Origin of the sequence: Ferdinandcohnia sp. QZ13, assembly GCF_031324165.1 — a bacterium.
Taxonomy (GTDB): Bacteria; Bacillota; Bacilli; order Bacillales; family Bacillaceae_L; genus Ferdinandcohnia.
This window is the reverse complement of the sequence record NZ_JAVIVW010000001.1, coordinates 1,350,107-1,373,782: the sequence shown is the minus strand read 5'-3', so window position 1 is coordinate 1,373,782 and position 23,676 is coordinate 1,350,107. Positions and strand designations below refer to the sequence as shown.

General features: G+C 37.3%; 24 protein-coding genes. 18 read left to right on the top strand and 6 right to left on the bottom strand.

Translation table 11 applies throughout. From position 1 onward, the window contains the following. Window positions 1-128 precede the first annotated feature (128 nt). The 7 genes from RGU12_RS06590 (at window position 129) to RGU12_RS06560 (ending at window position 8,534) form a co-directional block, all read left to right on the top strand. Window positions 129-1,262: a DUF445 domain-containing protein gene (locus RGU12_RS06590; RefSeq protein ID WP_309535353.1), complete on the top strand. Its 1,134-nt coding sequence runs from the start codon at window positions 129-131 to the stop codon at window positions 1,260-1,262. Window positions 1,263-1,408: 146 nt separating this feature from the next. Continuing rightward, a complete protein-coding gene (locus RGU12_RS06585; protein WP_116351312.1) occupies window positions 1,409-1,762 on the top strand; it encodes a YlbF/YmcA family competence regulator in 354 nt (117 codons plus the stop codon). Window positions 1,763-1,900: 138 nt separating this feature from the next. After that, window positions 1,901-2,764, top strand: a complete 864-nt coding sequence (locus RGU12_RS06580) for a Cof-type HAD-IIB family hydrolase (RefSeq protein WP_309535352.1) — start codon at window positions 1,901-1,903, stop codon at window positions 2,762-2,764. A gap of 234 nt (window positions 2,765-2,998) precedes the next feature. Continuing rightward, window positions 2,999-4,513, top strand: coding sequence for a coproporphyrinogen III oxidase (locus RGU12_RS06575; protein ID WP_309535351.1), 1,515 nt, complete (start codon window positions 2,999-3,001; stop codon window positions 4,511-4,513). 209 nt (window positions 4,514-4,722) lie between these two features. After that, window positions 4,723-5,862 carry an acyl-CoA dehydrogenase family protein gene (locus RGU12_RS06570; protein WP_309535350.1) on the top strand — a complete coding sequence of 380 codons (1,140 nt, stop codon included), beginning with the start codon at window positions 4,723-4,725 and terminating at the stop codon, window positions 5,860-5,862. Between the two features lie 32 nt (window positions 5,863-5,894). Further along, on the top strand, window positions 5,895-7,514 hold the full coding sequence (locus RGU12_RS06565) for a long-chain fatty acid--CoA ligase (RefSeq protein ID WP_309535349.1): 1,620 nt from the start codon (window positions 5,895-5,897) through the stop codon (window positions 7,512-7,514). A 231-nt stretch (window positions 7,515-7,745) separates the two neighbouring features. After that, window positions 7,746-8,534 carry an enoyl-CoA hydratase gene (locus RGU12_RS06560; protein WP_309535348.1) on the top strand — a complete coding sequence of 263 codons (789 nt, stop codon included), beginning with the start codon at window positions 7,746-7,748 and terminating at the stop codon, window positions 8,532-8,534. Between the two features lie 67 nt (window positions 8,535-8,601). On the opposite strand, the gene RGU12_RS06555 is transcribed toward RGU12_RS06560, so the two are convergent. Continuing rightward, window positions 8,602-8,784 carry a YhzD family protein gene (locus tag RGU12_RS06555; protein WP_309535347.1) on the bottom strand — a complete coding sequence of 61 codons (183 nt, stop codon included), beginning with the start codon at window positions 8,782-8,784 and terminating at the stop codon, window positions 8,602-8,604. 163 nt (window positions 8,785-8,947) lie between these two features. Here RGU12_RS06555 and RGU12_RS06550 point away from each other — a divergent pair, with 163 nt between their 5' ends. The 8 genes from RGU12_RS06550 (at window position 8,948) to RGU12_RS06515 (ending at window position 18,582) form a co-directional block, all read left to right on the top strand. Continuing rightward, window positions 8,948-9,847, top strand: coding sequence for an ABC transporter ATP-binding protein (locus RGU12_RS06550; RefSeq protein ID WP_309535346.1), 900 nt, complete (start codon window positions 8,948-8,950; stop codon window positions 9,845-9,847). Next, complete coding sequence (locus RGU12_RS06545) at window positions 9,840-11,093, top strand: ABC transporter permease (RefSeq protein WP_309535345.1); 1,254 nt, start codon at window positions 9,840-9,842, stop codon at window positions 11,091-11,093. The genes RGU12_RS06550 and RGU12_RS06545 overlap by 8 nt, the downstream gene beginning before the upstream one ends. A gap of 147 nt (window positions 11,094-11,240) precedes the next feature. Beyond that, window positions 11,241-12,473, top strand: coding sequence for a metallophosphoesterase family protein (locus RGU12_RS06540; protein ID WP_309535344.1), 1,233 nt, complete (start codon window positions 11,241-11,243; stop codon window positions 12,471-12,473). 4 nt (window positions 12,474-12,477) lie between these two features. Further along, the gene (locus tag RGU12_RS06535; RefSeq protein WP_309535342.1) at window positions 12,478-15,495 is read left to right on the top strand and encodes an ATP-binding protein; all 3,018 of its coding nucleotides are present in this window, start codon (window positions 12,478-12,480) and stop codon (window positions 15,493-15,495) included. Window positions 15,496-15,563: 68 nt separating this feature from the next. Continuing rightward, entirely contained in the window at window positions 15,564-16,508 is a 945-nt protein-coding gene (gene yhaM, locus RGU12_RS06530) for a 3'-5' exoribonuclease YhaM (protein ID WP_309535341.1), read from the top strand. Between the two features lie 97 nt (window positions 16,509-16,605). Continuing rightward, complete coding sequence (locus tag RGU12_RS06525) at window positions 16,606-17,448, top strand: hypothetical protein (RefSeq protein WP_309535340.1); 843 nt, start codon at window positions 16,606-16,608, stop codon at window positions 17,446-17,448. An 86-nt stretch (window positions 17,449-17,534) separates the two neighbouring features. Next, entirely contained in the window at window positions 17,535-17,894 is a 360-nt protein-coding gene (locus tag RGU12_RS06520; protein WP_309535339.1) for a YtxH domain-containing protein, read from the top strand. A 109-nt stretch (window positions 17,895-18,003) separates the two neighbouring features. Then, window positions 18,004-18,582, top strand: a complete 579-nt coding sequence (locus tag RGU12_RS06515) for an HTH-type transcriptional regulator Hpr (protein WP_189655158.1) — start codon at window positions 18,004-18,006, stop codon at window positions 18,580-18,582. Window positions 18,583-18,585: 3 nt separating this feature from the next. Here RGU12_RS06515 and RGU12_RS06510 read toward each other — a convergent pair whose 3' ends face one another. Further along, the gene (locus RGU12_RS06510) at window positions 18,586-18,927 is read right to left on the bottom strand and encodes a DUF1878 family protein (protein ID WP_309535338.1); all 342 of its coding nucleotides are present in this window, start codon (window positions 18,925-18,927) and stop codon (window positions 18,586-18,588) included. 217 nt (window positions 18,928-19,144) lie between these two features. Here RGU12_RS06510 and RGU12_RS06505 point away from each other — a divergent pair, with 217 nt between their 5' ends. Both RGU12_RS06505 and RGU12_RS06500 read left to right on the top strand, forming a co-directional pair. Further along, entirely contained in the window at window positions 19,145-19,684 is a 540-nt protein-coding gene (locus RGU12_RS06505; protein WP_309535337.1) for a DUF3267 domain-containing protein, read from the top strand. A gap of 87 nt (window positions 19,685-19,771) precedes the next feature. Continuing rightward, entirely contained in the window at window positions 19,772-19,966 is a 195-nt protein-coding gene (locus RGU12_RS06500; RefSeq protein WP_396232308.1) for a hypothetical protein, read from the top strand. 80 nt (window positions 19,967-20,046) lie between these two features. On the opposite strand, the gene RGU12_RS06495 is transcribed toward RGU12_RS06500, so the two are convergent. Beyond that, window positions 20,047-20,139, bottom strand: coding sequence for a YjcZ family sporulation protein (locus RGU12_RS06495; RefSeq protein WP_116351295.1), 93 nt, complete (start codon window positions 20,137-20,139; stop codon window positions 20,047-20,049). Window positions 20,140-20,444: 305 nt separating this feature from the next. Between RGU12_RS06495 and RGU12_RS06490 the strand changes: the two genes are divergently transcribed. Further along, the gene (locus RGU12_RS06490) at window positions 20,445-21,317 is read left to right on the top strand and encodes a peptidylprolyl isomerase (protein WP_309535336.1); all 873 of its coding nucleotides are present in this window, start codon (window positions 20,445-20,447) and stop codon (window positions 21,315-21,317) included. 124 nt (window positions 21,318-21,441) lie between these two features. On the opposite strand, the gene RGU12_RS06485 is transcribed toward RGU12_RS06490, so the two are convergent. From RGU12_RS06485 to serC, 3 genes are all read right to left on the bottom strand, one after another. Beyond that, window positions 21,442-21,639 (bottom strand): sporulation YhaL family protein, encoded by a 198-nt coding sequence (locus RGU12_RS06485; RefSeq protein ID WP_116351293.1) that lies wholly within the window; start codon window positions 21,637-21,639, stop codon window positions 21,442-21,444. 274 nt (window positions 21,640-21,913) lie between these two features. After that, on the bottom strand, window positions 21,914-22,432 hold the full coding sequence (locus RGU12_RS06480) for a tryptophan transporter (protein ID WP_309535335.1): 519 nt from the start codon (window positions 22,430-22,432) through the stop codon (window positions 21,914-21,916). Between the two features lie 120 nt (window positions 22,433-22,552). Next, window positions 22,553-23,635: a 3-phosphoserine/phosphohydroxythreonine transaminase gene (gene serC / locus RGU12_RS06475; protein ID WP_309535334.1), complete on the bottom strand. Its 1,083-nt coding sequence runs from the start codon at window positions 23,633-23,635 to the stop codon at window positions 22,553-22,555. Between the last annotated feature and the right edge of the window lie 41 nt (window positions 23,636-23,676).

Genomic DNA, 23,676 nt, shown 5'->3' with positions numbered 1-23,676 from the left:
TTGATAAGGTGGTACTTCAATCGAGAAAACGGTTCAGCCATAAAAATAGGCGAATGTCTGATAACGTATCGTATGAGAAAATAAGTAAAACTGTTACTTAATAAAGTTCAATTTTAGAAGGTGATTGCATGAATGTATTTTTAATGATCGTATTTATGATGGTGATTGGAGCCATCATTGGGGGAGTCACGAATTCTCTGGCAATTAAAATGCTGTTTCGGCCCTATAAAGCCATCTACATTGGTGGAAAGCGACTTCCATTTACTCCTGGATTAATCCCAAAACGTAGGGATGAGCTAGCAAGACAGATGGGAAGAACTGTAGTAGAACATCTTTTAACACCTGAAAGCCTAAAGAATAAACTACGAGATGAAAGCTTCGTTCGTACAATCGAAGGCTGGGCGAAGGAAGAGGTTGCCAAACTACTTGACACAGATAAAAACTTCAACGAGCTTTCGGAACATCTAGGCATACATAATCTTGATGAAGTAGCAGAGCAAAAACTAATTAACGTGATTGAAAAGAAATATGTGAGTCTTTTAGATGAAATGGGTACGAAGGAAATCGGTCATATCATTCCTGAAGAACTTCTTTCAAAAATAGAACTAAAGTTTCCAGAAGTAGTGGAATATATCACGGAAAAAGGCGTTGAGTATTTTGAGAGTGAAGAAGGAAAACATCGCCTAAAAAGAATGATGGATGATTTCCTATCCACCCGAGGCATGCTTGGGAATATGGTGCAAATGTTTTTAGGAAACACAAGCTTAATTGATAAAATTCAACCAGAAATCATAAAATTTCTAAGAAGCACAGGAACAAATGAACTTTTACATTCATTAATTGAAAAAGAGTGGAATAAGGTCAAGGCCTGGGAGGTTAATAGAGTGATCGAACAGGTGGGTTCAGAAAAAATTCTTACCTTCTTAAAGGAACAGACTTTACATGTCTTCCCTGTTAAGAAATATCTTGCAACCCCTGCAAATGTGGTATTACTACCATATAAAGACAGAATCCTCGAGACTTTCGTTCCTAAGGGAATTGAAATGGCGGGCGAATTTGTGGCAAACCGCATTGATAAAATGATGAAAAGCCTCAAGCTGGAGGAAATTGTTAAAGACCAAGTTGGAACGTTTTCTGTGGAGCGTTTGGAGGAAATGGTGTTAGGTATATCCAAACGTGAATTCAAAATGATTACGTATTTAGGAGCACTGCTTGGTGGAATCATTGGTATATTTCAAGGAATTATAGCCCAGTTTTTTTAACAATAAGTATTGGCAAAATCTGATGTGAAGAATATGTTAAAGAGAACCCAGATTTTACAGATAGAGATGAATTACATGGGAATGTTTGTTATAGTGGAAAAGAACCATTTTTCCTCGCATTAAATCTGGAAAAGGAGGTAGGTAAAATGGGTGTGAATTTATATGATGTTGCGTATGGAGTTGAAAAGGCAATTCGTGAAAGTGATGAGTTTAAACAGTTAAAGCAACTATACGATCAAGTCAACAATGACCCAGGTGCAAAGAAATTATTTGAAAGCTTCCGAAACATACAATTATCCCTTCAGCAAAAACAAATGATGGGTGAAGATATTTCACAAGCAGAAGTAGAGCAGGCTCAACGACAAGTAGCGCTTGTTCAACAGCATCCTACTATTGCAAGACTTATGGAAGCTGAGCAACGCATGAGCGTTGTCATCGGTGAACTAAATCAAATCATGTTAAAGCCACTTGAAGAACTATATGGCAGCATGCAACAATAAGGTTTGAGGAACCCTACGCGAATTGGCGGGGGTTCTTTTTGTTTTCGTTCATTCATGTAAAACCTAATGTTCTAATCAACTTTATTTTTTCATAACCATAAATATAGGGACAGCAACACCGAGAAGGAGGACCTGCATATGTATAGGTTACTTGCAATAAATGTTGATGGGACATTACTCCGTCCGAATGGTCGGCTTCAAAGTGGAACAAAGGAAGCTATTGATTACGTACGAGCAAAGGAAGTTTATGTGACTCTCGTAACAAGGCGTCACTTCGCATCGACGAAAAAAATAGCCAAGGCTTTAAAGTTAGACTCATTTTTAATTACGCATAATGGAGGTTTCATTAGCACAAATCTAGATGATCCCATTTTTGTAAAGCGAATATCTGAAGAGAAAACTTTTAACATTGTCCAAGTTTTAGAAAACTTTAAGTGTAGTATTCGCCTCCAGCATGAAAAGTTTTCAATTGGTAATCGGATGAGGTTCCCTGGTAACCTTATCGCAAAGGCAATGTTTGGCTCAGGCGACCCACTTTTTTATCCAATGCAGTTCGTCGATTCACTAGGTGATTATTTAACAGATACTCCTGTTGCCCCACCTAAAATAGAGGTGTATTCACAAAGCGAAGATGAACTGGTAACGATTAAGGAAACTATTAATGAGCACTTCCGGGATACCCAAGTCGATTTAACTGAACCACATAAGCTAGAAATTACACCATTAGGAGTTTCTAAACTCAATGGCTTACAAGAGCTAGCTAATCATTTAGATATTCCATTACATGAAACAGTCGTCATTGGTGATTCAACAGATGATATTGAAATGATAAAATCCGCTGGGTTAGGGGTTGCGATGTGGAACGCACCGAAGGAAGTTAAATTTGCAGCCGACTGGGTAACGCGTTCTAACAATATGAATGGGGTCTCCTACATGATCAAAGAGCATTTCCGAAAGCAGCAGAGAATTGAGTTTTTAAAACAGATTAAGGTTGAAAAATAAAGCTGCTTTAGAGTACCTCCACAGTTTGTGGAGGTTTTTATATGGGCAAAGTTGCTGACGTCGATAGATATGGATTATCGTTGATAGAAATGAAATAACGCCGATAGAATCCGAATAACGCCGATAGATCATCTTCGCCCAACTCAAAATCCAACCCAAATTTCTCATATTGATTTAAAAACGTACATTCTGTACACTTGAATAAGCTAAATTTTTGAAAAGGTGAGGCAAACTATGCGTATTTTGTTCAAAGGGCTTGAGGATGAGCGATTTATTCGTCCACTTCAGCTCATCACAAATCTATTTTTTGAGGAAAGTGAGCTTTCCATTACAGAATTAGAAAATCCTGAACTAATAATAGAATTTCAATATGAATATCCTAATCCTTTCATTACCTCAACTGCGAAACTAATTGAATTGAAGTCTGGTAATGAATACGTGGGAAGCTATAATAAGGAATTTCCTCCGTTTGAGAATGAAAAAGAGCGATTTAAAAAGATTAAAAATGCGGTTTCACATGTCTATGTCATGGTTATGCAAGAATTCACAGGTATAACTCAGCCGTGGGGAATGCTTACAGGTGTGCGTCCGACAAAGCTGTTGCACAAAAAGATCCAAGAAGGTGTATCACCAGAAACGGCTCACAAACAATTAAAAGAAGATTATTTAATTACCGATGAAAAACTTGATTTAATGCGGCAAATTGTCGACCGTCAACTCACAATGGTTCCAGATTTATATCAACTACAAAATGAAGTGAGTATTTATATTGGGATTCCTTTCTGTCCAACAAAATGTGCATATTGCACATTCCCTGCGTATGCAATCAATGGAAGACAAGGCTCAGTGGATTCATTCCTTGGAGGTCTTCATTATGAGATGCGCGAGATAGGTCGTTGGTTAAAAGAGAACAATATTAAAATAACCACTGTCTATTACGGTGGTGGAACCCCAACAAGCATTACAGCTGAAGAGATGGACATGCTTTATGAAGAAATGTATCAGTCTTTCCCAGATGTTCAACATATTCGAGAAATCACGGTTGAAGCGGGAAGACCTGACACGATTACACCGGAAAAACTCGACGTTCTTAAAAAGTGGAATATTGACAGAATCAGTATTAATCCCCAGTCCTATATTCAAGAAACATTAAAAGCGATTGGCCGCCATCACACAGTAGAAGAAACTATTGAAAAGTTCCATCTCGCAAGAAACATGGGAATGAACAATATCAATATGGACTTAATTATTGGTCTGCCTGGTGAAGGAGTGGAAGAGTTCAACTATACACTTGCAGAAACAGAAAAGCTGATGCCTGAATCATTAACTGTTCATACCTTATCTTTTAAGCGTGCTTCCGAAATGACACGGAATAAGAAAAAATATAAGGTTGCAGGTCGTGAAGAAATTACAGATATGATGAACAATGCTTCTACATGGACGAAGGAACATGGTTATGTACCTTATTATTTATATCGAATGAAAAACATTCTAGGAAACCTAGAAAATGTTGGCTATTCACTTCCGGGTCAAGAGAGCATCTACAATATTATGATTATGGAAGAAATGCAAACAATTATTGGCCTAGGCTGTGGTGCAGCAAGTAAATTTGTGGACCCAGTAACAGGAAAAATTACGCAGTTTGCAAACCCAAAGGATCCAAAATCCTACAACGAAAATTTTATGGAATATACGAATAAGAAAATCATTATTCTAAATGAGTTATTTGGAGTGGCAGAAGGGGTATAGGAAAATATACCCCTACTTTTTTTGATGAAAAAGAGGATTTTTCTCTTTAATGAGGAATTATTCAAGTATTGGACCTCATAAAGATTAACAAACTCCTTTTTACAAAATGTAAACGTTTACTTAAATTTCACTAGCTTATTAGACTTCGAGTACCTACCAATATTTTTACCCACCATTATGACTAAACCCTTAAATAAGGAGGGATAGCGATGACTGCACGTTATTTGCAAGAAGAGCACCACATTTTTCGAGATGCTTTTCGGAAGTTCCTTGATAAAGAAGCCTACCCCTTTTATGACGATTGGGAAAAGGACAGGATGATTCCACGGTCCTTTTGGACAAAAATGGGAGAGAATGGGTTCCTTTGCCCATGGGTCGATGAAAAGTATGGGGGCTTTAACGCTGATTTTGCCTATTCAGTCGTTATAAATGAAGAGCTTGAACGAGTCGGAGCAAGTATGATTGGAATAGGTCTTCATAGTGACATTGTGGTTCCTTATTTGAATGAATATGGAACAGAAGACCAAAAACAAAAATGGATTTCAAAATGTATTTCAGGTGAAATCATCACAGCGATTGCCATGACAGAACCGGGTGCTGGCTCTGATTTAGCGGGGATTAAAACAACTGCTGTAAAGAAAGGTGATCATTATATTATCAATGGTCAGAAAACATTTATCACCAATGGCATTCACGCCGATTTGGTTGTAGTGGTTTGTAAAACAGATCCAAGTGCAAAACACAAAGGGATTAGTTTGTTAGTAGTTGAAAGGGATACTCCTGGATTTTCTAGAGGGAGAAAGCTTGATAAGGTTGGGCTTCATGCCCAAGATACAGCAGAACTTATTTTTGAGGATGTAAAAGTTCCTGTTGAAAACCTTATTGGAATGGAAGGAAAGGGTTTTTATTATTTAATGGAGCAACTCCAGCAGGAACGTCTGATAGTTGGGATATCAGCCCAAATCGCAGCGGAAACAATGCTAAATCTAACCTTGAAATATGTAAAAGATCGCGAGGCATTTGGAAAGTCGATTAGTAAATTTCAACATATTCAATTTAGGCTCGCCGAAATGGCGACAGAAATTGAGATTGGCAGAACATTTTTAGATGATTTAATTGAACAACATATTGCTGGAAAGGATGTGGTGACAAAGGTTTCAATGGCAAAATGGTGGTTAACCGATATGGCAAAAAAGGTAGCAGCTGAATGTATGCATCTTCATGGTGGCTATGGATATATGGAGGAATACGAGATTGCTAGAAGGTATCGTGACACTCCGGTATCGGCCATTTATGCAGGTACAAATGAAATTATGAAAACCATCATCGTGAAAAATATGGGGCTTTAACTTTTAAAAATATAGAAGTGGGGGAATGTATGATGATGAATATACCATTGCTAGTTTCTTCAATGCTCGAGCGCGCGGAAAGGTATTTTCCAAAGAAAACAGTTGTATCGAGAACTGCATCTGGAATTGTAACCCATACGTATAAGGAAATAGGTGAGCGAACACGTAGATTATCAAGTGCCCTAGAAAAAATAGGTGTAAAGAAAGGAGAGCGTGTTGGAACATTAGCATGGAATCATCATCGACATCTTGAAGCTTATTTTGCCATCCCTGGCATTGGAGCAGTCTTGCATACCATTAATATTCGTCTTTCACCTGCGCATATTGTCTATATTATCAATCATTCTGAGGATAAGGTTTTACTTTTTGACGAAGACTTACTTCCTCTATTAGAAAAAGTAAAGGACCAATTAAAATCAGTTGAAGCTTATGTCGTCATGACGGATAAGGACGAATTACCAGAATCGAGCCTGGAGCCACTCTTTCATTATGAAAAACTTATTAGTGAAGGAGACCCGTCATTCGAATTTAAGAAAGATTTAGATGAAAATGATCCGGTTGGAATGTGTTATACATCTGCAACAACAGGAAATCCGAAAGGGGTTGTTTATTCCCACCGTGGAGTCGTGTTGCATAGTATGGCGCTGGGCCTTGCAGATAACGCTGGTTTATCGGAAAGTGATATCGCAATGCCGGTTGTACCGATGTTCCATGTAAATGCCTGGGGCTTGCCATTTGCATCGGTGTGGTTTGGAACAACACTTGTGATGCCAGGACCATATTTCACCCCGAAAATCTTAGCTGAATTAATCGATTCCCAGAAGGTAACTATGACTGCTGGGGTCCCTACAATCTGGCTTGGACTTCTTAATGAATTAGAGCAAGGAAATTACGATACGAGTAGTTTGACCCGCATCCTATGTGGTGGTTCGGCAGCACCAAAAGGACTTATTAAAGCATTTGAATCAAAATATAAAATCCCGTTTATCCATGCATATGGGATGACAGAAACGACACCACTTGTTGTTTTATCCCGTCTAAAAAGCTACCAAAATGATTTGCCTGAAGAAGAAAAATTAGAAATCCGTTCAAAACAAGGGTCTCTCGTACCGTTAGTGGAAATGAAAATCGTTGGAGCAAACGGGGAGGTTGCCAATGACGGAAAAGAAATGGGAGAGCTTTTGTTAAGAGGAAATTGGATTGCCGATGAGTATTACAAGGATGAGCGAACAAACGAAGCGTTTCGTGATGGATGGCTCTATACTGGGGATGTTGTTACAATCGATGAAGAAGGCGTTGTAAAGATTGTTGATAGAACAAAAGATTTAATCAAGAGCGGTGGGGAATGGATCTCCTCTGTCGATATTGAAAATGCACTTATGGCCCATAAGGCTGTATTTGAAGCGGCAGTTATCGCAGTTCCCCATGAAAGATGGCAAGAACGGCCAGTGGCATGTGTTGTGTTAAAGGATGCTGCAAAGGAGCAAACGACAAAGGAAGAGTTGTATGAGTTTCTAAAGCCACAATTTGCAAAATGGTGGTTACCGGATGATATCATCTTCATGGATGAGATTCCGAAAACATCGGTAGGGAAGTTTTTAAAGAGAGCACTTAGGGACCAACTGAAGGAGCATTTATCACAAGTGAAATAATCATGCAGGATTATTATTTGGATGAGAGGGTAAATGCAGTAAAGAAGTTCGTCTTAGGAAAAGTGAGCACGCAAGGTTTGTAAAGAGGTGCGCAACTGGATACATTCAGAGGATATCAAACCCGTAATGAACCATCCAATATTTAGTTGGATGGTTTAATTTTTGAAAACGGTTTCTTTTATATTGTTATAATTGTATAATAAGAGAAACACCACCTAAGGGGGCATATCAATGACAACCGAACAAGTTGAAAAAGTATTTCTACACATGGAAGAGCGAGTAGCATACCTTACTCTTAATCGCCCAGATTCACTAAATTCAATGGATTTTGATATGTTAAATGAGATTTTACATAGTTTAAAGGCTGTTGCTGCCAATGATGAAGTCGATATCCTAGTATTAGCAGGAAGCGGACGCGCATTTTCGGCTGGTGGGGATATAAAAACAATGTTAAGTTCTACGGATGATCATGCTTTTGAGCATGTGATGGGACTTATTTCTGAAATCATGAAAACACTTTATTTATTACCTAAACTCGTAATCAGTGCAATCCATGGACCAGCGGCAGGACTTGGGTTAAGCTTTGCATTAGGAGCTGACTATGTTATTGCTGATCGGCTTTCAAGTATAGCCATGAATTTTATCCGTATTGGTCTGATCCCAGATGGAGGTGCACATTTCTTCCTTGAAAAAAGACTTGGTGAAGCAAAAGCTAAACATGTGATATGGGAAGGAAAGCAATTGTCACCTGGGGAAGCTTTGCATATTGGGTTAATTGATGAGGTTGCAGAGGAAGAACTGCAAACAGCTGTCCTTCACAAGTTGAAAAAGTGGAAAAAGAGACCAATCCTAGCCATGATTCAAACCAAATCCATCTACAATCAAATGCACTTGCAAGAGCTTGAAAGAATACTAGAATTAGAGAAACAAGGCCAACAAGCAATGAGAAATACAAAGGACCACCGCGAAGGTATTCAAGCCTTTTTAGAAAAAAGAAAACCAATGTTTACTGGTGAATAATGAAGAGTCCCGCTGAAAGATCAGCGGGGCTTTCTCATTAAAAAAGCAACCCACCTGAAATACCTGATTAACGATGGAACAACACTAATTTCCCAGAAGAACTTGTGCACCGGTGAGTCGTCTCTAAATATTTTTTTTCTTTAAGGATATTCTCTCCCATTTCCTTCGCTTCTTTTTCAGTAGCCGCTTCAAAAGTTTCTTCAAGTAATTTTTCTCCCGTTTTATCAAACACAGTTAACACATAATTCATGTTAGATTCCCCTTCCCCAAAGTAAAAAGTCTGCTGTTACTTAAAGTGTAGTAGATTGCGAATTTTCCCGCAACAAAAATCAAGTGAACGACTATGGTATGATCATTTGGTGAAACTTTTTTCCTACATAAACGTAGATACTACTGGAAAAGGAGGAGAACAAATGGCATTACAACTAGAACATGTGACGAAACGATTCGGTAGCTTCACTGCCGTCGATGATCTGTCAATAGAAATACCAGAGAGCGAAATGTTCGGATTTTTAGGCGCAAATGGTGCTGGAAAGACGACAACATTCCGGATGATTTTAGGATTATTAGATGTCAGTGAAGGACGAATCAGTTGGGATGGGAAGAAAATTAATTATGATACAAGCCATATGATTGGTTACCTGCCAGAAGAAAGAGGTCTGTATCCGAAAATGAAAGTACGTGATCAGCTTGTCTATCTAGCACGACTGCGTGGTATGCAGAAGCAAGATATATTAAAACAAATTGATTACTGGCTAGAGCGGTTTAAGGTTCCTGAATATGCAACAAAAAAAGTTGAGGAACTTTCAAAAGGAAACCAGCAAAAAATACAATTTATCGCATCTGTGATTCATAATCCAAAGCTTCTAATTCTTGATGAGCCATTCAGTGGACTCGATCCTGTGAATGTTGAGCTTCTAAAGGAAGCGGTTGTGGATTTGAAAAATGCTGGAACATCAATTGTGTTTTCCAGCCACCGAATGGAGCATGTTGAGGAATTATGCGAGCATTTATGTATCATGCACCGCGGAAGACCTGTTGTCCATGGGTCATTAAAGGAAATTAAGCGCTCGTTTGGAAAGAAAAATGTCATTGTGCACGCTGACTTTGATATTAGTCATTTAAAAACATTAGCAGGCGTTACAAAGGCTAAGGAAACAGCGGAGGGACTTCATTTACAGGTTGAAAGTGAAGAAATTTCACAAAAAATCCTCGATTCAATTGCAGGAAAAGGTTTTGTTCGAAAGTTTGTATTAGAAGAACCTTCCTTAAATGATATTTTTATCGAAAAGGTAGGTGCTTCCTATGAGTAAGTTTTGGATTATTCTCTTGCACACATATGTGAGTAAATTAAAGACGAAATCTTTTATCATCACCACATTGATAACTGCACTGATTATTTTTGGTCTTGCAAACATTCAAACCATCATTGAAAAATTTGATAAAGATGAAACAAGCCATGTTGCGGTTCTAACGGAGTCAAACGAACTTTATCAGGCATATGAACAGACTTTAACACCTATGGCGAGTGACATTATTATAGAAAAAATGGATGGAACTGAAGCGGAAGCAAAAGAACGGGTTGTAGCTGAAGAAATTACAGGTTATCTCCTATTAACAGAGACGCCTGATGGGCTTCCCCAAGGGATTTATAAAGCTCCATCGATTACTGACTCAGAAATAACTGGGCAGCTTGAACAGGCTCTTCAGCAATTGAAGGTGACAATTGCAACGACAAAAGCGGGATTATCTGCAGAGCAGATTAATGAGCTATATGCACCTGTTCAATTTGAAAAACAAGCACTAGAAGAAAATGCAAAATCTGAGGAAGAGCTTAATCAAGCACGCGGATTAGTTTATGTCCTTTTATTTGTCATCTATTTTGCAGTCATCATGTATGCAAATATGATTGCGATGGAGGTTGCGACCGAAAAATCATCCCGTGTGATGGAAATTCTCATTTCAAGTGTTTCTCCGATTAAACAAATGTTCGGGAAAATTCTTGGTATTGCCCTCCTAAGTTTAACTCAATTCGCAGTCATTTTGGCAGTTGGGTACGGTTCCTTAAAGCAAAGCATGGGTGGAATGGATGGCGGATTTTTTGAAGTGTTTGGCTTCGGTGACCTGCCAATTTCACCCTTTGTTTACGCTGGAGTCTTCTTTATTTTAGGCTATTTCCTATTTGCAACACTTGCAGCCTTTTTAGGTTCATTGGTAAGTCGTATTGAAGATGTTCAACAAATGATAACTCCAATGACCTTATTAATTGTTGCGGCTTTTATGATTGCGATGTTTGGTCTAACAAAACCGGAATCATCCGTGATTACGATTACCTCATTTATTCCGTTTTTTGCACCAATGATCATGTTCCTACGTGTTGGAATGCTTACACTACCAGCATGGGAAATCGCATTATCAATCGGAATTCTAGTACTAACCATTACACTACTAGCGATTTTCGGAGCACGAGTTTACCGTGGAGGAGTCCTAATGTACGGCAAATCATCCTCCTACAAAGACATTAAGAAAGCCCTGCAACTAACAAAGAATGATAAATAAGGACCAGAGGTACGGTTCTTTTGGCTCCAACTAAAACGAGGGGATCCTTCCCTTCGTTTTTTTATGTGAAAAATTCATGGAATAAGAACGTGCATTCGCATCTTGGTGGTGGTAGAATAAAGGTAACAGGATAAAGGGAGCGTTGAAATGAATACGATCACTTTTTTACATATTGCGGATTTGCATTTGGACAGTCCGTTTTCAGGTTTAGCAAACACACCATCAGAACTATTTAAACGTGTACAAGAAAGTACCTTTACTTCCTTGACGCGGTTAATCAATATCGCCATTGAGAAAAAGGTAGATTTCGTAGTGATTGCTGGAGATTTATTCGATGGAGAAGACCGAAGCCTTCGTGCGCAGTCCCGATTTCGAAAGGAAATGGAGCGTCTACAGGAACATCATATTGAAGTTTTTGCCACCCATGGGAATCACGACCATCTTGGCGGAAACTGGCCACATTTTGAATGGCCAAGTAATGTCCATGTGTTTCAAAATGAAAATGTCGAAGTGAAGCCTTATATAAAAAATGGGGAAACACTTGCGAACATCTACGGTTTTAGTTATACAAAGAGAGCCGTGCTTGAAAACAAAACCTCTTCCTATGAAAAACGAGAAAACGCGCCATTTCATATAGGCATCTTACACGGAAGTAGGGAAGGGGAAAGTGCTCATAGCCGCTATGCGCCATTCTTACTTTCGGATCTCCAGCAAAAAGGATTTGATTATTGGGCTCTTGGACATATTCACACTCGGGAGATTCTTTCCGAGGATCCACCTATTATCTACCCCGGCAATATTCAAGGAAGACATAAAAAAGAAACAGGTGAAAAAGGCGGTTATCTTGTAAACCTTTCGAAAACCGGAGCAGAGTACTTATTTTTCCCAACCTCAGACATTACCTGGGAAAATACAACCATCGATATTTCAGAGGTTGCTAGTTTTGACCAACTTGTGGATCAAACATTTGCCCATATAGATACTCTTCGGAAAGAAGATCAAGGCTTATTTTTAACGATTGAATTTACAGGAGTAGGGCCACTCCATGATCAACTTCAAGAAAAAGGAATGCAAGAAGATCTAGTATCCCTTTTAAACGATGACATAACAGGAAAGAACGTTGTTTATGTAGTAGAAATAAAACAACACACTCAATTGGAATTTAATAGAGAAAAACTAAGGCAGGATTCTCATTTTATTGGCGATTTGTTAGAAAACATGGAAACCTATGAGGATTTTAATCAAGCGCTACTTCCATTGAGGAACCACCAAAGCTTTCGCAGGTATATCGACGCTTTTACGAGTGAAGAATTGCAGGAAATTCTTCAGGATGCCGAAAATGTAATTCTTCGGGAACTATACCACTCAAATAGGAGGTGATGATATGAGAATTATTGGCATTCAGATTTATGGATATGGAAAACTGGAAAATGTGGAAATCGGAAATCTATCACCTGCTCTTCAAGTTTTTTATGGCCAAAATGAAGCTGGAAAATCCACGCTTATGTCTTTTATTCATAGCATTTTATTTGGATTTCCAACGAAGCAACAAAATGAACAACGCTATATTCCGAAAACAGGATCAAAATACGGTGGAAAGCTGTTGCTCCAAACTGATGAATATGGAGCGGTTATGGTTGAAAGACTGCCTGGAAAAGCGGCAGGGGATGTATCCGTTTATTTACCCGATGGAACGGTTAGAGGAGAGGACTTTATTTCTGAGCTCTTCCAGGGAATGGATAAAGGCCTTTACCAAAATGTATATTCTTTCAATATCCATGGGCTTCAAGGTGTACATAGCTTAAAAAGTGAGGATGTCGGTAGATTTCTATTTTCCGCTGGAACAGTTGGAACAGACGCCTTGCTTGAATTACAAAATAAACTAACAAAGGAAATGGATCTTTTATATAAACCCAAAGGGAAGAATCCTCCCCTTAATATGGAATTGAATCGGCTAAAGGATGAACATGTAAAAGTTTCGAAGTGGCAAGAAAAAAACAATGAATATGAGGGATTGCTAGAAGAACAGCAGCGAGTTGAAAATGAATTAAGAAACCTAGAAGCTAGAAAACACTTCCTAAGAGACAAAATTCAGGAGTCGGAAAAACTACAATCGATTCAGCCAATTGTAGAAGAATATCAAACCTTAGAATATCAATTGACAGGTTTACCTGTATATGAGCCCTACCCAGAGGATGGATTGAAGCGTTTTGAACAACTACAGGCACTGATTAAGCCTTATGAAGCACAACTAAAAACGCTACAAACCAAATTAATTGAATTGGAAAAGGAAAAGAGCTCAATCCAACTTTCCTTGCGATATCTTGAAAATGAACAGCAAATTGTGGAATTGGTTGAAAATAAGAGCTTGTTTGCTGAAAAACAAAACAGGCTACAGTTAGTAACGAAAGAACTCCTACAAATTAAGGAAGAAACGAAACAATTAAATAGTAGACTCAATCTAGAGATATCAGAAGAAAGGGTACAGGAACTTGACCTAAGTATTGCAGCAAAGGATTTGTTTTCAGACATTGTTTCCGAAACAGCGCGCCATAAACAGCAGAAGCATTTCCTAGATGATCACTTTTCTAAAGCAAAGGATGCTTTAGAAAATAGTGAACATAAGCTTAAGGAACTTAATAAGCAAATTCTATCTGGTGAGGAAAAAGAAGTCCTTGAGAAAAAGAAAAAACAATTTACAGAGATTGAAAGCCTAGGAAAAGAAAAAGACTTAATTGAAGACGAAGTAAATAGAATCAATCAACAAATCCAAAGAGTGACAGTAAAAGAAAAGGAGAATAAGACGAAGCTAACCCGTATATTCTACGGAATTGGTTTCGCGATGCTTCTAGCAGCGGTCTATTTTTATATCTCACAAGAATGGCTAACGGGTGGAATTTTAACGGTTTTAGCTCTTCTTATGCTACCAATCGGAAAAATGGTCACCTCACAGTTGTCGTCCTCTATTGTTCATGCGCTTAAGGATGATAGAGAAAATCTAATGAAAAAGCTAGATGCTGTCCAAGAAAAACTTAAAAACTACAATCCATTAGATCATGAGGATAATACGGCAAGACTTCTGCACGATCAACAGGTTAAACAGCAAATTGAAATTGAAAAGGTTACTCTACATCAAAATGAACGTGCATATGAAAAGGTACTTACAGAGTTTGAAGAATGGGAGAAAGTAGGCTTTTCTATTGACGAAAAAGCTACAAACATAAAGAATACATACGGACTTCCACACCAAATATCAAGTGAACGATTAATGGATGCTTTTCAAATCCTCGAGGCAATACGTGACAAGGTTTTAAGTAAAGGAAAGCTATTAAAACAAAAAGATGAACTGCAAAAAGAACTTTCTATCTTTCATCAAAAAATAAATGAAGTGGCAAAGCAGTTAAATATTCTAGACCAGGATTCTATCAAAATCGATCAATTGGCAATTCAATTACAGGAAGAAAAAAGGAAGTATGAACAGCTTTTGCAGATTGAAGCGAAATTAAAGGATACAACTGACCAGATTTCTGAGCTTACTTTAGAAATTGATCACCTTCAAAAGGAATGCCGCGTTTTGTGGGATATGGCAGAGGTGTCCAACGAAGAAAAGTTTCGGTCAAAAGGACAAGCAAATGAACACGCTAAAGAAATTAAGGAACGAATGAATATTCTTAAATCTCAGCTCGAACGGTTTGGAGAGTTAGTGGACAATTGTAACGTAGAAACTAATTATCAAAATTGGATTGAAGAAATGTCAGCCGAACTCAATCAACTTCATGGCCGTGAAAAAGAGGGGCAACGACAGTTGTCTGTTATTCTTCATCGAGTGCAAGAACTTGAGGAAGGTGGAACCTATGCAGAGTTTCTTCATTCCTATGAGGCAAGTAAATCAATGGTCAAGGAACATGCGAAAAAATGGGCAACACTTGCCATTGCAAAGGATATACTATCTAAAACAGTAGATCAGTATCGAAAACTACGACTTCCGAAGGTTATTGAAAAGGCTGAGCATTATTTTTCAATATTAACAGAGAAAAGATACAAAAAAATCTATCTAGATAATGAAATAGATGGTTTTATTGTTGAGGATGAAAATGGACTTCGATATAAACCAAATGAACTTAGCCAGGCGACATCAGAACAATTATATATGGCTCTTCGATTTTCACTTGCTAATACGATGCATCCAAATCAATCCTATCCTTTTATAATTGATGATAGTTTTGTTAATTTTGATTCAAACCGACTTTCAAGTGCTGTTCTCTTAATCAATGAGCTATCAAAGGACAATCAGGTTCTTTTATTTACATGCCATCAACATGTTATGGAAGAATTTAAAGGAGTTGAACCTATCAAATTAGGTACCGAAGAACTCAGGGTTAACCACAAAAGTGTGCTATAATTTTGATAGAAACAGAGAAATTTCATTAGGGAATTTTAAGATAAAAATGACAAGCAGGGGGAGAACCTATGGTAAAAGGCATTGTTCATTATGATGTTGGACAGCAGGTTGATGTATTTTTATTTATCAAATCGTCTACTAAAGGAATTGCAAGTAACGGAAAACCCTTTTTAACGCTAATATTTCAAGATAAAAGCGGGGAGATTGAGGCAAAGCTTTGGGATGCAACTCCCGAAGATGAGGTTAACTATGCAGCACAAAATATGGTAAGACTCGCAGGGGAAATCAATAGTTATCGTGGACGTAACCAGTTGAAAATCCGAAATATTCGCCCTGTAACAGATTTAGATGGAGTTGCGATTTCAGATTTCCTTGAAGTTGCACCAGTACCACAGGATGAAATGGCTTCAAAAATTACACAATATATTTTTGAAATGAAGAATTCAAATATCCAGAGAATTACAAGACATCTATTAAAAAAACATCAAGCTGCCTTTTATGAATATCCAGCTGCAACTAAAAATCATCATGAATTCGTGTCTGGTTTAGCCTATCATGTTGTCTCAATGCTTGACTTAGCGAAGGCAATTGCCACCCTATATCCTTCGCTTGATACAGACTTATTATATGCAGGAATTATTTTACATGACCTAGGTAAGGTAACAGAGCTATCAGGTCCTATTTCAACAACATATACAATGGAAGGAAATTTATTAGGACATATATCCATTATGGTTAACGAAGTTGGACAGGCAGCAAAAGAGCTTGGTATCGAAGGAGAAGAAGTGACCGTACTTCAACATGTCATTCTCAGCCATCATGGAAAAGCAGAATGGGGAAGTCCAAAGCCTCCGATGATTAAGGAAGCAGAAATTCTTCATTATATAGACAATTTGGATGCAAAAATGAACATGTTAGAGCGTGCATTAGAACGAGTGAAGCCAGGGGAATTTACAGAACGCGTCTTTGCATTAGATAATAGAAGTTTTTATAAACCAACCTTCCATAAATAAATGATAAACTCGACTCAATTTTTTAAAAGAGTCGAGTTTTTTTATAAATAGAATCTAATTTTTAATGGAAAGCTATGAAAAAAAAGAGGTACTGAAAATGGTAAAGGTGATTCTTCTATTTTTTCTGCTAACTTTTTCAAACCAATATTTTGCAGTCGAGGCAAAAACAAAGTTTGATGAAAAAGACAGCCCATTGAGCTTTAAAGTTGAAATGGTTCCTTGGGATTTGGTGAATGAAATACTTCCCAGAAAATCCTTTTTTACAATTATTGATGTAGAAACCGGTCTCCAATTTCGTGTGCAAAGAAGGGCAGGAAGCAGGCATGCTGATGTTCAACCCCTTACATTTGAGGACACGAAGATCATGAAAAAAATCTATAGTGGGAAATGGAGCTGGAAGCGAAGAGCGATTATTGTAAAATATGGTGACCAAATGATTGCGGCTTCAATGCACGGAATGCCACATGGGGCAGGTGCATTAAAAAACGGTTTTCCTGGGCATTTTTGTGTGCATTTTTTAGGAAGTACCACCCATGGTTCAAAAGAGCCGGATTTAGCTCACAAGCTTATGTTACTAAAGGCGGGTGGAAAGCTTCATGAATACATCAACAATGCAGACCCATATCATCTCATTGAAATATTTGCTGCGGGAATCAATCAAACAGACCGGAAAATTATTAAGCAAACATTACTCCCTCATTCAAATAATAAGAAGCTATATAAGAAATTGAATGAAATTACTATCTTTTCAATAACAAATATGTCCTATCTACCATTAAGTGATTTAGAAGGACGGCTAAGCATCGAGATTCCTGTGGAGGTTGAAATATATCGTGATAACCAAGGGAAAGAGCGAAAACAGATTGTTTTCGTCTTAGTTCGCAATAGTATAGTTGATCGTTGGTATATCCAACAAAAGATATTACAAAGAGAAGTCTGATTTTGTAAAAAATATGAAAATGAAAAAGGATTTTTGCATTTTTTGTGGAATTCTGTAAATGATGGGTTTTTTAAGGAGTGATTAAAATGACGTCAACCAAATCTCTTTTTTATGGATTGTTAATTGGAAGTGTAATCGGTGGTGTTTCTGTCCTTTTAAGTAAGCCATCTTCTGGAAAGGAAGTTAGAAGGACTTTAAAAAATAATCAAAGACATCTTTCTGAATCACTGTCTCAGGTAGTTTCGGAAGGGAAGTCTCTTACTGAACAGGTTTCAAAATCAACTAAACAGGCTGTAAGCGCGATAACCCAAATTTCTGCTGATGTTAAAAACTCATTTGAACATTGGAAAAGAGAAATTGAAGGTAATCAAAAAAATATTCAAAAAGAGCTTTTAGAAATAGAGAGCGCTTTAGAAAAGCTTGAAAAAACGGTTACAACCAAGTGAACTCTAATTTTTTTCACTTAATTTAAAAATTTTGTAAATTTACATCTTTATTAATTTTTATTTTATTGGCATAATAGTAATAAGAGAAAATAGAAAAGTGGGTGGATCTATGAAACATGAAGAAAAAATGGCCTCCATCAAAGAAGCGCTCCTTTTTAGTCAGAGAATCGCACAACTTAGTAAGGCATTATGGAAGTCTATTGAAAAGGACTGGCAACAATGGATTAAGCCTTATGACCTAAATATTAACGAACATCATATTATTTGGATAGCGTATCATTTAAGAGGTGCTTCTATTTCAGAGATTGCTAAATTTGGAGTTATGCATGTTTCGACTGCATTTAACTTTTCTAAAAAGTTAGAGGAACGTGGACTGCTACAATTTTCAAAGAAGGAAAATGATAAGCGTAACACTTATATAGAGTTAACTCCAAAAGGAGAAGAAATCTTCTTGAAAATTGTGGAAGCCTATAATCCTAGTAAAAATGGGGTACTTGAAGGCGCAATACCACTTAAAAAACTTTACGGGAAGTTTCCAGAAATCGTTGAAGTAATGAGCATTGTACGCAATATTTACGGTGATGATTATATGGAAATCTTTGAAAAGTCTTTCAAAAATTTCGAAGATGACTTTATTGAGGTAGATGGTAAGCTTTATAAACGAGTTGAAGAGAAATTAGAAATGTAAAGGCTATTTGATTGTATCGATTATTCCTTTAAACTCCTGCATCAACGGGGCATATTTTCTTTCTTGTGCTAGGATGTTGATTGTGGCTTCTGGATCTAAATGCGGATGAAGCATCCCGACAAATTGAGTTAAAAGCGGTGTGAAACCAATAAATCCCTCCGCTTTTTGTTTTTTATATTCTATGCTCATTTCTTCACAAGTTTGTAACAGGGATTCCACGTCTGTTTGCGATAATCCAGCCTCCATAATCATTTTGTAAAAAGTGGGTAACTTTTCACCTAAAAGGGGTAGGATTAATGACTGATAATACTCAAGACGAGCTAATCGTTCTTCAATGGTCTCCATATTCCACACTCCAGTTATATCAATCACCTAACTATCATATATAATGTACCCAAAAAACGCGAAAAAAGTCGAAAAAACTCGTATTTTATCGTTCTTTTGGATACCTATTGCATTTTTGTGAGAAACAAAGTAAAGTAATTTAGTAAGTTTAGAGTATCTAACTAGCATAATGATTTTTATTTATTTTACTTCTTATGATTGCGGATGGTGATTTAGTATGACTTGCTGGAAAACCATTAATCTTTCAAAGGATTATGGATTCCATCGAATTATCTTGATATCCTTGATATCAATGTTCATAGCATTTATTCTTTTTTATTTGCCATTGAATCTTATGTATTCTTCTGTTGAACTTAGAGAAGATGGAGCAATTTATTTTTTATTAGCTTTATTATTGATTTATCCAATACATGTGACTTTGCATGTTTTACCATTCTGGATATCTGGTAAGAAGCTTACAGTAACGTTTAAATGGATGTACGGAATTATTCCAATTGTTTCGACACGTTCAAAACATTCACTTTCTAAACCGTTTATTATTTGCGTAATGGGTACACCATTTTTATTTATTACTGCACTTATGCTTGGTGCATGTGTAGTATTTCCAGGCTTTATTCATTATTTTTCCATTATTGCAGCGATCAATTTTGGATTATGTGTTCCTGACTTTATCTATTTAGGACAGTTTGTTAAGGCGCCAAGATCTTGTACGGTTGAAGAAATAGAGGACGGCTATGATATCTTAATACACAATTAAGTTTTCTATTCACAGGGGTGCTAAATACTAAATACGAATAGAAACTTAGAGTGAACTAAGATTTTATAAGCTAAGGCGCATTCGAAGATGGGGGGATTAGGAGTGATCTTATTTTATATTCCATTTGCTGCTTTTATTTTGTTCTATATTAATCAAATGACTTACCGGCTTTGTGAGCAAAAAGAAATTCCTGATGACCGCCAGCCAAAAGTTTATCGAACAATCAATATTTTAATTACCATTTTGTTGATCTCATCTTATGTAGAGGTCTTATTTACGTGAAAATGGAAAAAGGATGGCTTATTACTGGGGCCATCCTTTTCTTTTTGTAAATTTTAAAATCTCCTATTGCAGAGGAGCTCTTAGTAAACCCAAGAAGCGCCAATGATAACTAATAGGATGAATAAAACGACGATTAGCGCAAATCCACCACCGAATCCACCAGCATAACCCATAGTAACACCTCCATTTTCCATAGTACGGTATTTTATGCGAAATTATTTGTGAACGAATAGGCGGTTGTCTCGCCTTTAATAATTCTTTTTCACAATTACCTATAGTTTTGAACCTTGAAGGCTCTCGCCTTTACTCAGTTCTCTATATCCTATTCCTCAAAAGCCTATCCGATTGTGCGAATGTCCCATATTTTTGGATATCTTTTTAGAAAATGTTTTCTTTCTTTTTTAAAAGTATGTTATAGTAATTTTTGTACCATTGGACAAATCGTATATAAAAATTGTACATAGTAGGAGTGTGTGTGATGAAGAAATCAATAATTGCTCTAACGGCAGCAGTAGGTATTTTTGGATTAAGTGCATGTAACAATGCCGACGATTCAGCAGTGCTTGTCGAAACTAAGGCAGGGAACGTAACAAAGGATGAACTATATAATGCTATGAAGGACCAAGCAGGTGCTGTTATCCTTAAAGATTTAGTTTATACAAAAGTATTATCTGAGAAATATGAAGTAACCGATAAAGAATTGGATGCAAAATATGAGGAAATGCAAGCTGCACTAGGTGCTCAATTTGATGCAATCGTTGAGCAAAACGGGGAAGATTTTGTACGCGAGCTTCTAAAGTCTGACATGCTAAAAGAAAAAGCTGCATTGGACGAAGTTGAAGTAAAAGAAGGCGAAGTGGTTAAGGCTAGCCATATCTTAGCAAAATTCTCTGATAATCCAACTGCGGAAGTAACTGACGAACAAAAGGCAGCAGCAAAAAAGAAGATCGAAGAAGTTAAGGCTAAGCTTGACAGCGGTGAAAAATTCGAGGATGTAGCAAAGGAATACTCTGATGATAGTACAGCTCAAAATGGTGGAGACCTAGGCTGGTTCGGAAAAGGTCGAATGGTTCCTGAATTTGAAGAAGCTGCGTTTACTCTTAAAGAAGGCGAAACAAGCGATATTATTGAATCACAGTATGGTTACCATATTATTAAAGTAACAGGAACTACTGAAGGTTTCGATAAGATGGATCAGGAAAAGAAAGATGAAATCCGCCGAGCTTTACTTCAAACAGATCAAAGCGGTGCTACTCTTCAAAAAGCTTTAGACAAAGCAATTAAAGGTGCAGATGTGAAAGTAAAGGATAAAGAATTTAAAGATTTATTTAAAACTGAAGCAGCAGAATAAGTAGTGGGCAAACATAGGAAAAGGACCGTTTTATGACAAAACGGTCCTTTTTTTGTTGTCCCTCTCGGTGCCATCGGATCCAGGTTACAAGTCGATGAGAGGGTAGGTTAAGTGCTTTTCCGTTTTACATGGCTTCTGGTTTATTGATACGTTTTGAACGTCGTTCTTTTTCATCATTCATTCGTTCGATGTAAACATTGCCTTCCTGCTCAATATAGGAGTCTTCAATCTGCTTTTCTTCTCTTGTTGTTCGAATCACCATATATGCACTAAAAAGGACTCCAAATAATGCTACATATACAAACCATGGTACTGATAACATTGTCATCCACTCCTTGTCCCACATTTTACTTCTACTATATGATGAAAATTCACTAGATATCACTAAAATTCATAGATTTTTGATGAAGATAGGAGAGCTTAACGGCGATTATTTGAATTCTATCGACGATAATTTGATTCTATCGGTTTTAATTCGTTTCTATCGATTTTATTTGTGTTCTATCGGTTTTAATTCATTTCTATCGATTTTAGCAAAATTCACAGACAGAAAAAGGGTGCCCGACAACCTAGTCGGACACCCTGTGAAAGTCTGATTATGCACTTACTGTAAAGTTTGTACGTTTTATAATTTGTTGTGCAACTGGGTGAATAATCGCCATTGCAATTGTACCCATTACAGTTGCTGGGAGTACTACACTAATGAACAATCCGATGAATGTTCCAGGTAGACCAGCAATAAACAGTGCAGTAGTCAAGAAAACAGTTCCAGAAACTAAAATTCCTACTGCGGTAACAGTACATATCATTACAAGTGATTGTGTGTGCTTTCTTGCAGCCATGAAAATGCCGTAGAATACGAATGCTGATACTAGCTTATCAACTGGGTTCGCAATTTGACCACCTGGGAAATTCGTTGTTAATGCTGAAATAACACCAGCGACAATCGCAACAAGCAGAACGTATTTTTTTTCAGGAAACAACATAATTCCTAAAAACATCATGACTAACATTAAGTCAGGTTTCATACCTAGGTAGATCGGAGGCATAACTGTATGCAGAACAGCACCCATTCCAACTAATAATGATAAAAATACTAAAACCTTTGTATTCATTTCTCATCTCTCCTCAGCTTTTCTAAGCTATATTTTTTGGGATTCTCCAATAGTGCACTCATTGCCTATTGCAAAAATCTTACCTTTTATTATATCAGACTATAATCCTACTTGAAAGTTCTAATTTTCTGATTTAAAGGTTTTCATAAATGAAGCAAGTGCCTCAACAGACTCAAATGGAACCGCATTATAGATGGATGCACGGCAGCCACCAATGGAACGATGTCCATTCAACCCAACAAAACCTTTTTCTTTTGCTTGTGCTAAGAACTTTTTCGTTAAATCTTCACTTGGAAGTGTGTATGACACGTTCATAATGGAACGGCTGCCAACCTTTGCGTGTGCTTTATAGAAACCATCTGATTCGTCAATTGTAGTATATAAAAGTGCTGCTTTTTCCTTGTTTTTTGCTTCAATCGCAGGCACTCCACCTTGTTCCTTCACCCAATCCAGGACAAGTGATAGCATATAAATTGAAAAAGTTGGTGGTGTATTATAAAGGGAATTTGATTTCACATGTGTATGGTAATCCAACATCGTTGGCAGATTGCTGTTACTTTGTGTTAAAAGGGAATCCTTAATGATTGCAACAGTTACCCCAGAAGGACCAAGATTTTTTTGCGCACCGGCATAAATCATCCCGAACTGCTCCACATTGGTTTCTCTGCATAAAATATCACTAGACATATCTGCAATTAATGGGACATCTGTGTAGGTTGGGTATTTCTCCCATTGTGTTCCATAGATTGTGTTGTTAGAGGTAATGTGTACATATGCTGAGTCAGCCGAATGGTTGTCCCCATTTACTTCAGGGATATAGTTATATTTTTCGTCTTTGCTTGATGCAATGACATTCGTTTTTCCAAGCTTATTTGCTTCATCAAGTGCTTTTTGAGACCAAGAACCAGTTAAAATGTAGTCTGCTGTTTTACCCGGTGTTAGGAAATTCATTGGAATCATTGAAAATTGAAGACTAGCGCCTCCTTGTAAAAACAACACCTGGTAGTCATCTGGAATGCGTAAAAGGGCACGTAAATCAGAAATAGCTTGTTGGTGAACTTGATCATATTCTTTGCTACGATGGCTTAATTCCATCACAGACATGCCCGTTCCTTTGAAATTAAGCAGCTCGCCTTGTGCACGATTTAAAACTTCGAGTGGCAGAGCAGAAGGACCGGCATTAAAATTGTAAGCTCGTTCCATGGTTGATTCCTCCTATTTTATCGCTTTAGTTGAATAAAGCT